This window comes from Paenibacillus sp. CF095, assembly GCF_900101225.1.
Classification (GTDB): domain Bacteria; phylum Bacillota; class Bacilli; order Paenibacillales; family Paenibacillaceae; genus Paenibacillus.
On the sequence record NZ_FMZN01000001.1, the window covers coordinates 1,313,372 to 1,326,408 of the forward strand.

A 13,037-nucleotide genomic window follows, 5' to 3' on the forward strand; every position below is an offset into this window, starting at 1 on the left:
GCTGATAGAAAGAGGTCTAGGCATGTCACTTAATCAAAAAATTAGAGGCTCGACCCGGGCATATTCATATAACCTGTTAAAAGAACGAATTCTTCATCTGGAACTTAAGCCGGGTACCAAGATTTCAGAGAAAGAGATTGCAGATGAACTGCAGGTGAGCAGAACACCTGTGCGAGAAGCATTCATGAAGCTTGCTGAAGAAGAACTGCTGGACATTATTCCCCAGAGTGGAACGATCGTCTCTCATATTAATCTGGAGCATGTGGAAGAAGGCAGGTTTATGCGGGAGAAGATGGAGAAGGAAATCGTGACTTTGGCTTGTGTTTCTTTTCCTGAAGAGTTCAGATTTCGACTTGAAACCAACATTGCAATGCAGGAAGTCTGTATAGGAAAAAACAATTTCTATCGGCTTTTTGAACTGGATGAAGAGTTTCATCAGATTTTGTTCCAGGGCACGGGGAAGCTGAGAACATGGAAAATGTTGCAACAACTGAATATTCCGTTTAATCGGTTGCGTTTATTACGTCTAGCGGAGGACTCCAACCTGGAGGTCATTATTTCCCAACACAAAGAGATTTATCGGCTTATCACAGAGCGGCAGACTGAGCAAGCTGTTCAGGTGATGGAAGCTCATCTTAGACTAGTTGTTATTGAACAGGAATCGATTAAGGCGAAATACCCGCATTATTTTATATAATGCAACGATGTTGTATAATACTCTCCATATGCATATGCGAAAACCCCTGTTCAATTGAACAGGGGTTTTGGTTAAGCAAGTTGTAACACGAGAGTGTTAGGCTTGTTTGATAAAAGTAGGATCAGGGTATGGATCTGCAATCCAGCCATCTTTTTCGATGAACAGACGTACAGCAATAATTTGTTTATTCTCCATTAAAGTGAAGAAGTGCGGTGTATTCTCAGGTACAGAGATAACGTCTCCTGGAGACAATTCTACATTAAAGTAGCCTACATCGTCTGTAGCTTTGATAACAAAGATTCCTTTACCAGCGACAATTGCACGAATCTCATCTTCAGCGTGGGTGTGGATCTCTTCGAACTTGGCCAGCTTTTCTTCGATATCTGGTGTTTGTTCGGACAGCGTGATGACATCCCAGATCTGGTATCCACGACGTGCAGCCAAATCTCTGATTTCATAATCGTAAGTTTCCAAAACCTCAGTTTTCTGTTCATCAGTTAATCCAAAGTTATTTTGCAGATCAGTGTTCAGTTTGGATGCGTCCCACTTCTCGTATAATACTTCGTATTTGTTCAAGAAATTTCGAACATTTTCGTCACCAGTGATGCGTTCGTTCGTATTTCGGATAACAATTTCAGCCATGTTCTTTCCCTCTTTTCCACTTGGTTTAATTGAATTATATCGGATTGCTTTGTTTTTGTCGATTCTCAAATTCCGTTCATATTCGTGCAAACCCGCCATCTTTCGGGATCAAACCCGATCTTTCACATTAAGTTAGTTTCTGTTAAACTAAGATTTAACGTTTTGCGGGGGTGAAGATATTGGATAAGATTAGTCTACACGATGCATTAAAACAACGAATATTAATCCTCGACGGTGCAATGGGGACCATGATTCAACAAGTTGATCTGACTGGCGAAGATTTTGGCGGCGAAGATTTGGATGGATGTAATGAAATGTTAGTGCTTACTCGTCCAGAGCTGATCCAGCGCATTCATGAAGAATATCTGGAGGCTGGAGCCGATTTAATCGAAACCAATACATTTGGTGCCACATCCGTTGTACTTGCTGAGTACGATATTCAGGATCGGGCACGTGAGATCAACCTGGAAGCAGCCAGAATTGCGAAAGCGGCGGTTGATCGTTTCTCTACACCTGAATCTCCACGTTATGTGGTAGGTGCGATGGGACCAACAACCAAAACACTGTCTGTAACTGGGGGAGTAACGTTCCAGGAACTTATCGACAGTTATTTGGAGCAAGCGCTTGCTTTAATAGAGGGAGGCGTTGATGCGCTACTACTCGAAACCTCACAGGATACCCTCAATGTAAAAGCAGGCAGCATTGGAATTCAGCAGGCCTTCGAACAGAGTGGCGTTACACTGCCCCTGATGATATCAGGAACGATAGAACCGATGGGTACGACCCTTGCGGGTCAGAACATCGAATCCTTTTATATATCCTTAGAACACCTTAACCCAATTTCGGTAGGACTAAACTGTGCTACGGGTCCTGAGTTCATGCGTGATCACATTCGCTCGCTTTCTGGAATGGCATCGGTTGCCGTTAGTTGTTACCCGAACGCGGGTCTTCCGGATGAGAACGGTAATTACCATGAGTCACCAGACTCGCTTGCTCAGAAGATTGGTGCTTTTGCCGAACAGGGCTGGTTGAATATTGCTGGTGGATGTTGCGGGACAACCCCTGCACATATTCGGGCGATGCGCGATACACTTGCCCAGTACCCCCCAAGAGAAATGAACGGAACACATCCACCGGCATTGTCTGGTATAGAACCAATCTACATTGAACAGGACAATCGTCCGTACATGGTTGGTGAGCGTACGAACGTCCTGGGATCACGGAAATTCAAACGACTCATTGTAGAAGGCAAATATGAAGAAGCTTCGGAAATTGCTCGTGCTCAAGTGAAAAATGGAGCGCACATTGTTGACGTGTGTGTACAAGATCCGGACCGTGAAGAGTCTGAAGACATGGTGAAGTTCCTTGAACTGGTTGTGAAAAAAGTTAAGGTTCCTCTCATGATTGATACGACGGATGCTTCAGTAATTGATCTGGCCCTTCAGTACTCACAAGGTAAAGCGATAATTAACTCCATTAACCTTGAGGATGGCGAAGAGAAATTTGAGTTGATTACGCCTTTGCTTCATAAATATGGTGGTGCGGTTGTTGTCGGAACGATTGACGAACGGGGTCAGGCGATTAGTCGGGAAGACAAGCTTGACGTAGCCAAGCGCTCTTACGATTTGCTAGTGAACAAATATGGACTCAAACCAGAAGACCTGATTTTTGATACGTTGGTGTTCCCGGTTGGTACCGGAGATGAACAGTACATCGGTTCAGCCAAAGAAACCATTGAAGGTATAAGAGTTATTAAGGAAGCGATGCCTGAATGTCATACGATACTCGGTATCAGTAACATTTCATTCGGACTGCCTGAAGCAGGTCGTGAAGTGCTGAACTCTGTGTTCTTGTATGAATGTACCAAAGCAGGTCTCGACTATGCCATCGTGAACACAGAGAAACTGGAGCGTTATGCGTCCATTCCAGAAGAAGAACGCAGGCTCTCGGAAGAGCTTTTATATAACACGAATGATGACACACTGGCGGCGTTCGTAGCGGCGTTCCGTAACAAAAAGGTTGAGAAGAAGGAAAAAATCTCGAACCTTTCATTAGAAGAGCGTCTCGCTTCATATGTAGTCGAAGGAAGTAAAGAAGGATTGCTGCCAGATCTCGAACAGGCACTTGCCAAATATACAGCACTTCAAGTGATTAACGGTCCACTGATGCGGGGGATGGAGGAAGTAGGTCGTCTCTTTAACAACAATGAGTTGATTGTAGCTGAGGTGTTGCAGAGTGCGGAGGTTATGAAGGCTTCTGTAGCATATCTGGAGCAATTTATGGAGAAGAATGAGACTTCGGTTAAAGGCAAGATCATTCTCGCCACGGTTAAGGGCGATGTGCATGATATCGGTAAAAACTTGGTAGAGATCATCCTGTCCAATAACGGTTACCGGATCATTAATTTGGGTATAAAAGTACCACCAGAACGTATTATTGAGGCATACCGAGAAGAAAAAGTCGATGCGATCGGCCTCTCGGGGTTATTGGTAAAATCAGCGCAGCAGATGATTCTTACTGCTCAGGATTTGCGAACAGCAGGTATTGATGTGCCTATTATGGTTGGTGGAGCGGCGCTAACACGTAAATTCACCAAAAATCGTATCCGTCCCGAATATAACGGAATGGTTGTTTACGCCAAAGACGCGATGGATGGTCTGGATCTGGCAAACAAATTGATGAATCCCGTTTCACGTGAAGCGATGCAACTGGAGATGGAAGCTGAGAAAGAAGCTGATGCTTCAGGTGCTGTAGCTGTTCAGGCTCTTCCAGAGCTTACACGAGTGGAGCGTTCGGATATTGCTGTAGATCATCCGGTTCTTGTCCCGCCTGATCTGGAGCGGCATACGATGCGTAACTACCCATTATCACATATCCTGCCATACGTGAACATGCAGATGTTGCTTGGACATCATCTGGGGTTGCGTGGATCAGTAGAACAACTGCTTGCTTCAGGTGACAAAAAGGCTACAGACCTGAAAGCAGTCGTGGACGATATTATGCAAGAGGCTGTTCGTGACGGGATTATTCAGGCACATGCCATGTATCGTTTCTTCCCGGCACAGTCCAGTGGTAACAGCATCATCATCTATGATCCAAAGGACACCAGCAATATCTTGCATACCTTTACGTTCCCACGTCAAAAAGTTGAGCCGTTCCTGTGCCTGTCCGACTTCCTGAAACCTGTTGAATCCGGTCAAATGGATTACGTTGGTTTTATGGTTGTTACTGCCGGACACGGCGTGCGTGAACTATCCACTGCGTGGAAAGATCAAGGGGATTACCTTCGCTCGCATGCTCTGCAATCCGTAGCGCTTGAAGTAGCAGAGGGATTAGCTGAGCGTGTGCATCATATGATGAGAGATATCTGGGGATTCCCTGATTCTGCTCAGATGACCATGAAGCAACGTCATGGGGCACGTTATCAGGGAATCAGGGTATCCTTTGGATATCCGGCTTGTCCGGATCTGGAAGATCAAGGGCCGTTGTTCAAGTTGCTGCAGCCTGAGGATATCGGTGTGGAATTGACGGAAGGTTTCATGATGGAACCTGAAGCATCTGTATCAGCGATGGTGTTCAGCCATCCGCAAGCCAAGTATTTTAACGTAGAAAAGGCATAAATCAGTAGAGTGTCAGGCAAAGCCCTCCGCAATGTCGGAGGTTTTTTGCTGGCAACAGAAAGAGGTGCGATCCAGAATGGAACTATATTTCCTGGGAACTAATGCTGGTGTACCTACGCTTCAACGGAATGTAACTTCCATTGGGCTACGCATGTTGGATGAGCGCAGAGCTTTGTGGTTGTTTGACTGCGGGGAAGGAACGCAGCACCAGATTTTAAGTTCTCCGCTTAAACTGAGCAAATTGGAGAAAATATTCATTACTCACCTGCATGGTGATCATGTATTTGGACTTCCAGGACTGCTTTCGAGCAGAGCCTATCAAGGTGGCACCACACCATTAACCGTATATGGTCCGCCAGGTACGGAACGAATGATCAGTACAACAATGGAGCTTAGCCAATCCCGGGTGAACTATGATTTGAATATCGTGGAACATACGGGCGGCGTCCTGTTCGAGGATGACAGTTTTATCGTGGAAGCTGCTTTGCTTGAGCATCGGATTGACAGCTATGGATACCGGATTACGGAAAAAGATCGTCCAGGAAGCCTGGACCCAGCCAAACTGGCGGAATACGGTTTGAAACCAGGCCCATTGTTCGGCCGACTGAAACGTGGAGAAACCATTACGCTGGATAACGGTGATTCGCTTCGTCCAGAAGATGTATTGGGAGCGCCAAAACGAGGCATGGTGATCACCATATTAGGTGATACACGTCCATGTGACAACGTACAGCCACTTTCCATCAATGCAGATGTACTTGTGCATGAAGCTACATTCATGCATGATTTGGCCGATACAGCGCATGAGTACTATCATAGTACTTCTAAACAAGCGGCAGAAGCGGCTAGAGCAGCCAATGTAGGGCAACTAATCATGACTCACTTCAGTTCACGCTATAAGGATGAGGATCAACTTCAGCCACTTTTGGAAGAGGCGCAGTCCGTATTCCCGAATACCAGACTTGCAAACGAACACCAGCTTATTCCTGTCGTGCATCGCAAGCAAGAATCTTAACCCTGATTGCGAACCAGTGCACGGCTAAACACGTCATATAAAGATCCGGGTAATTGCACGGGACTGAGGGAGAGGAACTCCCGCGGTCCCTTTTGCAATCTGGTCAGAAAGCGTGTAGGATGGGCAATATGAAGAGGGAAATGATTCAAATTATTTTCCGGGAAAGCGCAGGAAATGACAAGCTTGTACAGAAGACGCGCGAGTTAAACCGTCGCTGTTCGATCCGGTTCGACTTGTTGCGTGCATATGTCAGCAAGCCATTATTTTTTTGCCTGAATACATAGGTTCGCGGTCAAGTTCGAGGTAAATGATTAAGGACATTAAATGTTAATGGAATGAAGAAAGGAAGTGCTGTGTGTGATTAAGGCCTATCTGATTGACTTGGATGGTACGCTCTATCATGGCAGACATCGTATCGAAGGAGCCGATCAGCTTATTCGAACACTGCAAGAGCTAGGAAAGCCGTATTTATTCGTAACAAATAATTCTTCCCGTACACCACAAGGTGTGGCAGATCATCTGAACGGGATGGGCATACCTGCCGACGCGTCTCAAGTATGTACTTCTGCTGTGGCGGCTGCTGAATATGTTGCTGAAGAGTCCCCTGGTGCAAAAGTGGCATGTATTGGAGAAGCAGGACTGCTGGAAGCCATTGAAAAAGCAGGACTACAGCTGACGGAAGATGCACCAGATTACGTGATACAGGGGATTGATCGTGAATTTTCCTACCATAAACTGACCAAGGCGCTAAGGTGGATTAATGCGGGATCAAAATTCATCATGACCAACCCGGATCTGCAGCTTCCTTCCGATGATGGACTGACACCTGGGGCGGGGACTATTGGAGCAGCAATTGAAGCAGCAACCGGAGTTCATCCTACCGTTATTGGCAAGCCATCGAGTGTTATAATGAAGTCGGCCATTAGCCGGCTAAACCTGGCGTCTCATGAAGTGGCAGTGATCGGAGATAATATGCGAACCGATATTGCAGCTGGAGTGGCAGCAGGGTGTGAGACGCTGTTGGTACTTACCGGTGTGACCACACGGGATAATATGGATGGACACATTCAAGCAGCCAAGGCTCGACCTGATCATGTGTTTGAAGATTTGCATAAATTGATGGAGTGGCTGTCGCAAGAGGCAGACCAAGCTTCCAAAAAGGGGTAATGTACGATGCCGGAACTACCGGAAATGGAAAATTACCGGACCTTGCTGTCCGAGAAAATACTTGATCTACTGATTACAGGTGTTGTAATTAACCGCGATAAAACGATAAATACGGAGCCTGATCTGTTCATCAATGAACTTACAGGTAATCGCATCATATTTGTTGAGCGCCGAGCGAAGCATCTGATTTTCCACTTAGCTAATGGCAAACGTCTGGTGCTGCATCTCATGTTGGGCGGTATGATTTTCTGGGGCACGGAAGAGGAACGCCCTGATCGTTCCACACAAGTGGAAATCCAGTTTGGCGATCACATTTTATTCTTTATTGGACTGCGCTTGGGTTATTTACATCTGCTTACTTCGAAAGAAACCGAAGAGGCGATGTCTGATCTTGGACCTGAACCATTGGATCGACGGATGAACGTGGAACGTTTTGCTTCTCTGTTGAAAGGTCGTCGGGGTACACTTAAGACAACGTTGGTAAACCAGCATATCATTGCAGGGATTGGCAACTGTTATTCGGATGAGATTGCTTTTGCTGCTGGTCTGAGACCAAGCTCCAAAACGCAGAACATCGCGACTTCACCTGAGCTGACGGAGCGCTTGTTCCATTCGATGCAGTCCGTGTTGCGTGAAGCGGCTTCTGAGGGTGGTTATATGGAAATGCCACTGATGCAAGGCGATACGAAGACAGGAAGTTTTGACGAGCAATGTCGAGTGTACGATCGGGAAGGCGAGACTTGTCCGCGCTGCGGGGGAACAATTGAACGAGTGGAAATTACGGGCAAGAAGGCGTTCTTCTGTCCGAAATGCCAGCATGAGGCCTAAAACTGGTATCGGGGCACATGTTAGCACCAGAGGTGGATTTCTTCAGGCAGCCAAGAGAGCGTATGAGATGGGGGCAACGGCGTTTCAGTATTTTCCGAAAAACCCGCGCAGTCTCAGCCTGAAAAGTCTGGATCTTAAGGATGCTGAGCAGTGCAGGGATTGGTGTGAACAGCATGGACTGGCTTCGATTGCACATTCACCCTATCCTACGAATCCGGCGTTGGGCGTGACCCGTGGAGAGGCGGGGTTTCATGCTACAATAGCTTCTATTCGCAATGATCTTGAAATTTCGAATGCTTGCGGTTCTGTTGGGACGGTGGTCCATTTTGGACATATCAAAACAAACGATCCGCTGGAGGGTTATCAGAACCTCATTCATTGTCTGGATACCGCCTTGGAGAATTGGAATGGACATTCAAAGGTGCTGATTGAAAATCAGGCAGGTGATCATGGCCCGATGGGCACGACAATGGAAGAAATGATACAGATTCGCAAATTAAGCCGATATCCGGAGCATATTGCTTTTTGTTTTGACACATGCCATGCTTTTGCTTCAGGTATTTGGGCGTCAGGCAACGAAGCTGCGATGCTTGATAAGGGCAGGAAGCTCGGATACTGGGATAATGTTGCTGCTGTACATTTTAATGATTCCAAATATGCGTCTGGTTCGTGTAAGGATAGACATGCGAGAATCGGACAGGGATATATCGGAAATGAATCAATGAAAGCATTGTTAACTGCGCCTGAGTTCCAAAAAGCGGTTGTTGTGCTTGAAACAGAAACGGGCGAAGATGGAACGCACCGTGATGATATAGTGCTCATGCGTTCCTGGTTATAGTGGGGAGAGGAGCGATTGTATGCATGTTTTTTTGGATGACTATCGGGCATGTCCGAAAGGGTTTGTTCTGGCAACGAATGCAGAAGAGTGCCTGATGCTGCTAAGAGAAGGTGACGTGGACATTTTGTCTCTGGATTATGAGCTTGGTCCAGATTCGCCTAATGGCGGAGAGGTTGCGGCATCCATTGTACGAGAAGGTTTATTTCCGCGTGAGATCTATTTGCATACGTCCAGTATGTTTGGGAAACGCCAGATGTACGAGATGTTATATAGCAATAAACCGGATTCGGTAACCATTCATAATGGTCCAATGACGGGTGAGGTCATGCTGCGTGTTGCTGCGGGAGAAGAACGTTAATGAAGCCAATTACATCCAAAATGTTAATGCGCGGCGTATGGGAAGGCATGCCACAGGCTGTATTTATATATACCCCTTTATGTGGGACATGTGCGGCAGCGCGGCGTATGTTGGAGGTAGTGGAGCACATGCTGCCAGAAGGTATTTTATCCGAAATGAACATCCATGACATTCCTGAACTTGTGCAACAATTTCAAATTTCAAGCGTACCAGCAGTGATGCTGTTTGATGGCCAGCAAGATGTTCCAAAAATGGTTTATCGGATGAGCTCTGTGGAGCATTTACTCTCGGAGATCCGGAAGGCGGTGCTGAAATGAGTATAATCTCGATGGAACATGTCTCACTTCGACGAGAAGAGAATCAAATCTTGGATGACGTACATTTGTGCATCGAACAAGGCGAACATTGGGTTATTCTGGGTCGGAATGGTTCTGGCAAAACAACGTTGCTGGAAATGATGAACGGATATATGTTTCCAAGCCAGGGACGCATTGAAGTACTCGGTAATTTGTATGGACAATGTGACGTCAGGGAAGTACGTAAGGAAATCGGTTATATCAGCCAAACGTTGATTGAGAAACTCACACCCAGAGATCCGGTATGGGAGGTCGTCGCTACAGGAGCTTATGCTTTTTTGCGTTTTTATCAGACAATTCCTGATGAAGTAAAAGCAAAGGCAATGAGTTTGTTAGATGACATGGGCTTTGCCAACTTGGCCAACAACCCGCTTGGAACGTTATCCCAAGGGGAGCGTAAAAAAGTCATGCTTGCTCGTTCATTAATGGCTGAGCCAAAATTGCTGATTATGGACGAGCCTTGTGCCGGACTAGACTTATATGAACGTGAGAAAATGCTGGCTGAGATTGATCGTCTGCGCCAGCGTAACATTACAGTTGTGTATGTAACACATCATGTTGAAGAGATCGTACCTTTATTTACGCATGTGGCCTTGATCCGCGATGGACGTATTGCGGCAGCTGGCCCCAAGCATGAAGTTTTGACACAAGATACAATTAAGCATACGTACGATGTGCCGGTCGATATCCAGTGGGATAATGGTCGTCCGTGGATACGCGTACGTTCTGGAGGGTAACACAATTTGAGTACACAATCGTCTTGGGAAGAAGGCAACTTCTCCCGTTTTATCTGCACGGCCAATCATGGCTTTGCCCCTTATGCTCAGGAAGAGTTGCGTCGTACGTTTGGTGCGGTGAAGAGCACGGTACTCGTACCAGGAGAAATATTGCTTGCGGGTCTGCCTGTAGCGGAGGAAGAAGTTGCAGATAAGCTGTGGGCAGAGTATCCAACGTTTTTACGTCATATTCAACCTGTTCAGTTTCAGGAGAATACAGAAGATTCGGAACAATCTATCGAGAAATTGATTGCATTTGTGCTGAATCATAAGGAACTGACTGGTACCCCTGTCGTGCTGCAGGTACGGAAGACAGAAGGGTCCTTTTGGCAAGAAAATGCGGCCTCATTGAAGCAATTGCTGACAGAAAAGCTGGATGAGCTAGGCTGCGAATGGGTTGTACGTGATGCTGAATATGTCATTTCCGTATTTGCTGCGAATGATATGTTGTATGCTGGCGTATCCAGACCTGAACAGAACCTGTCAGACTGGAGCGGGGGAGCCGTACGTTTTCAAAAAGAAGATGGACAGATTTCGCGTGCTAAGTTCAAATTGCTTGAAGCCGAGCAGACGTTTGGCATTGACTTTACTTCTTTTCATAAAGCACTTGATATCGGTGCAGCACCAGGTGGATGGACCTCGTTCCTGCTTGAACGTGGGCTTGAAGTTACGGCGGTAGATCCGGCGAAGATGGATGCAACGCTGCTGGCATCACCAAAACTGACTTTCTTGAAGAAAAACGCAGGGGATGTTCGTTTCCGCGAAGGAGAATTCGACCTGCTCGTATGTGATATGAGTTGGAGTCCCAAGCTGATGAGCCGACTTGTATCAGACCTTCTATATAGTCTGCAACCCGGGGGAACAGCGATTGTTACCGTGAAGTTATTGCATAAAAAGCCGCTCGCACTCATTAAAGATGTGATTGATACGTTTGAGCGTTCGCGGATGCAGATTCAACGTTCCAAGCAGTTGTTCCATAACCGGGAAGAGATTACACTTTATATGGTCAAATATTAAGAGATCTAGCCTTGATTAAAGCAGCTAAAGGCATTATGAAATTGATTCGATTAAGCTCATTAAATTTTGTGCTTTACAATCTATTCCTGCCTGTACTATAATGATACCAATATTAACCATAACAAACCTGAGGGAAAGCATCCCGAAGTGAACGAAACCGGATATCCGGTCTGTTCTACTTCGGTGAAGCTTTCCCTTTTTTGTTGTGTAATGAAGGAGGAATTGATATGAGACATCCGGCCAGGCTGGAACGCGGAAGCCTGCTGGGAGGTAGATATCGTATCGTATCCATTCTGGGAACAGGCGGAATGAGCCATGTATACGAGGCGGAGGATCTCAAGTTGCCGGGCAAGATATGGGCAATTAAAGAAAGCGTAACGATTATGCCATATGAAGGCAGTATGGAGACGGAGGCCGCTCTTCTGACATCACTTCGCCATCCAAGATTGCCGCAAATTGTTGATTTTTTTGTCCCGGATGAAGATGGGTACACGTACTTGGTGATGGAATACATCGACGGGTTAACGCTCAGTGAGTATTTCAAGCAGTGTCGTGGGAAGATCCCGATGGAGCAGTTGACGGAGCTTGTACTTCAATTGCTCGATGTGTTGAGTTATTTGCATAATCTGAATCCACCTGTGATCTATAGGGATCTGAAACCATCAAACATCATGATCACTCCGGAACATGAAGTAAGATTAATCGATTTTGGCATCGCCAGAAGTTACAAACCGCAAAGTGCCGAAGATACCGTCAAGTTGGGAACTGCTGGTTTCGCCGCTCCAGAACAATATGGCTCGGGTCAGACCGATGCTCGTTCAGATCTATATGGACTCGGAGCATTGCTGCTGTATCTTATGACAAGTGGGGCCTATACGGAATGGATTCAGGGTGTGGAAAGTTCTATCCGGAGCGATGTTCCACGGACGTACATCCCTGTGGCAAGAAGATTGTTAAGATATAATGCCGAGGAGCGATTCCAATCTGCCGATGAGGTGCGAAAGGAACTGCTCCGAATACCCGGTGGAATAACGCCTGGTGGAGATGCAACCATGACCTTGAATGGCGGAACAAGAGTTATTGCCTTGACTGGTGCTTCATCTGGTGTAGGGGTTACCCACACGGCTATAGCTATCAGTCATTATCTCGAAAGGCAAAACTTCAAAGTAGCTGTTATTGAAATGTCACCTCGCTCTCAATCCTTTGCAAGAATTCAACAAATCGCTCAAGCGGGTAAACCGGTGCCAGCAGGCAGACAGTTTGCAGTGGATGGTGTGCATTATTGGAAACAATCCGGGCGAGCGGATATTTTGTCTTTGCTTGGGGGGAGTTATCAATTCATCGTGATGGATCTCGGTAGTGGTCAGGACCAGAACCGGCTGGAAGAATTCCTGCGTGCAGATCTGCCGATTGTGATAGGCTCAGGTGCCGAATGGCGACAGGCGGAGATTGGCGCTTTTGTTCGATCACATCATCGGTATCCACAAGAGAAATGGATATATTGTCTGCCTCTGGCAGCAAGTGAAGCAGTTCAGCGAATTCGTAAAGCTCTGGATACATCGAGTGTATATAGTCTGCCGTTACATATTGATCCTTTTGACAAGGATGGACAGATGGATAAAGTGTTTTCTCATATTTTAACGCATATGATGGCACAACAACCCAAGAAACGGTCATTCTTTTCACGAAGGAAAGTACATGATTAGAAGAGATTACGAAAGGA

12 protein-coding genes are annotated in these 13,037 nt (G+C 46.3%); 11 read left to right on the forward strand and 1 reads right to left on the reverse strand.

The genetic code is table 11. The annotated features are described in order from the left end of the window. Nucleotides 1–22: 22 nt before the first annotated feature. Nucleotides 23–697, forward strand: coding sequence for a GntR family transcriptional regulator (locus BLS69_RS05815; protein ID WP_091020712.1), 675 nt, complete (start codon nt 23–25; stop codon nt 695–697). A gap of 96 nt (nt 698–793) precedes the next feature. On the opposite strand, the gene BLS69_RS05820 is transcribed toward BLS69_RS05815, so the two are convergent. After that, nucleotides 794–1,339, reverse strand: a complete 546-nt coding sequence (locus BLS69_RS05820) for a cupin domain-containing protein (protein WP_047843398.1) — start codon at nt 1,337–1,339, stop codon at nt 794–796. A gap of 179 nt (nt 1,340–1,518) precedes the next feature. On the opposite strand from BLS69_RS05820, the gene metH reads away from it, so the two are divergent. The 10 genes from metH to BLS69_RS05870 all read left to right on the forward strand — a co-directional run bounded on the left by metH (nt 1,519) and on the right by BLS69_RS05870 (nt 13,020). Beyond that, a complete protein-coding gene (metH, locus tag BLS69_RS05825) occupies nt 1,519–4,959 on the forward strand; it encodes a methionine synthase (protein WP_091029322.1) in 3,441 nt (1,146 codons plus the stop codon). A gap of 76 nt (nt 4,960–5,035) precedes the next feature. Next, complete coding sequence (rnz, locus tag BLS69_RS05830) at nt 5,036–5,974, forward strand: ribonuclease Z (RefSeq protein WP_017688042.1); 939 nt, start codon at nt 5,036–5,038, stop codon at nt 5,972–5,974. A 357-nt stretch (nt 5,975–6,331) separates the two neighbouring features. Beyond that, nucleotides 6,332–7,141 (forward strand): TIGR01457 family HAD-type hydrolase, encoded by an 810-nt coding sequence (locus BLS69_RS05835; RefSeq protein WP_047843396.1) that lies wholly within the window; start codon nt 6,332–6,334, stop codon nt 7,139–7,141. A 6-nt stretch (nt 7,142–7,147) separates the two neighbouring features. After that, on the forward strand, nt 7,148–7,969 hold the full coding sequence (locus tag BLS69_RS05840) for an Fpg/Nei family DNA glycosylase (protein ID WP_091029323.1): 822 nt from the start codon (nt 7,148–7,150) through the stop codon (nt 7,967–7,969). After that, the gene (locus BLS69_RS05845) at nt 7,959–8,807 is read left to right on the forward strand and encodes a deoxyribonuclease IV (protein ID WP_091029328.1); all 849 of its coding nucleotides are present in this window, start codon (nt 7,959–7,961) and stop codon (nt 8,805–8,807) included. Before BLS69_RS05840 ends, BLS69_RS05845 begins: the two co-directional genes overlap by 11 nt. Nucleotides 8,808–8,826: 19 nt before the next feature. Continuing rightward, nucleotides 8,827–9,165, forward strand: coding sequence for a cyclic-phosphate processing receiver domain-containing protein (locus tag BLS69_RS05850; protein WP_091029331.1), 339 nt, complete (start codon nt 8,827–8,829; stop codon nt 9,163–9,165). After that, complete coding sequence (locus tag BLS69_RS05855) at nt 9,165–9,482, forward strand: thioredoxin family protein (protein ID WP_062834898.1); 318 nt, start codon at nt 9,165–9,167, stop codon at nt 9,480–9,482. Before BLS69_RS05850 ends, BLS69_RS05855 begins: the two co-directional genes overlap by 1 nt. Continuing rightward, nucleotides 9,479–10,258, forward strand: coding sequence for an ABC transporter ATP-binding protein (locus tag BLS69_RS05860; RefSeq protein ID WP_283945756.1), 780 nt, complete (start codon nt 9,479–9,481; stop codon nt 10,256–10,258). The genes BLS69_RS05855 and BLS69_RS05860 overlap by 4 nt, the downstream gene beginning before the upstream one ends. Nucleotides 10,259–10,264: 6 nt before the next feature. Continuing rightward, nucleotides 10,265–11,314: an SAM-dependent methyltransferase gene (locus BLS69_RS05865; RefSeq protein WP_091029333.1), complete on the forward strand. Its 1,050-nt coding sequence runs from the start codon at nt 10,265–10,267 to the stop codon at nt 11,312–11,314. A 227-nt stretch (nt 11,315–11,541) separates the two neighbouring features. Then, entirely contained in the window at nt 11,542–13,020 is a 1,479-nt protein-coding gene (locus BLS69_RS05870) for a serine/threonine protein kinase (RefSeq protein ID WP_091029334.1), read from the forward strand. The last annotated feature ends 17 nt before the right edge of the window (nt 13,021–13,037 follow it).

What these genes read in the sequence shown, in the direction of transcription:
- BLS69_RS05815 (WP_091020712.1), top strand. Translation starts at nt 23, where the DNA reads ATGTCACTTAATCAAAAAATTAGAGGCTCGACCCGGGCATATTCATAT.
- BLS69_RS05820 (WP_047843398.1), bottom strand. Translation starts at nt 1,339, where the DNA reads ATGGCTGAAATTGTTATCCGAAATACGAACGAACGCATCACTGGTGAC.
- rnz (WP_017688042.1), top strand. Translation starts at nt 5,036, where the DNA reads ATGGAACTATATTTCCTGGGAACTAATGCTGGTGTACCTACGCTTCAA.
- BLS69_RS05840 (WP_091029323.1), top strand. Translation starts at nt 7,148, where the DNA reads ATGCCGGAACTACCGGAAATGGAAAATTACCGGACCTTGCTGTCCGAG.
- BLS69_RS05845 (WP_091029328.1), top strand. Translation starts at nt 7,959, where the DNA reads ATGAGGCCTAAAACTGGTATCGGGGCACATGTTAGCACCAGAGGTGGA.
- BLS69_RS05850 (WP_091029331.1), top strand. Translation starts at nt 8,827, where the DNA reads ATGCATGTTTTTTTGGATGACTATCGGGCATGTCCGAAAGGGTTTGTT.
- BLS69_RS05855 (WP_062834898.1), top strand. Translation starts at nt 9,165, where the DNA reads ATGAAGCCAATTACATCCAAAATGTTAATGCGCGGCGTATGGGAAGGC.
- BLS69_RS05860 (WP_283945756.1), top strand. Translation starts at nt 9,479, where the DNA reads ATGAGTATAATCTCGATGGAACATGTCTCACTTCGACGAGAAGAGAAT.
- BLS69_RS05870 (WP_091029334.1), top strand. Translation starts at nt 11,542, where the DNA reads ATGAGACATCCGGCCAGGCTGGAACGCGGAAGCCTGCTGGGAGGTAGA.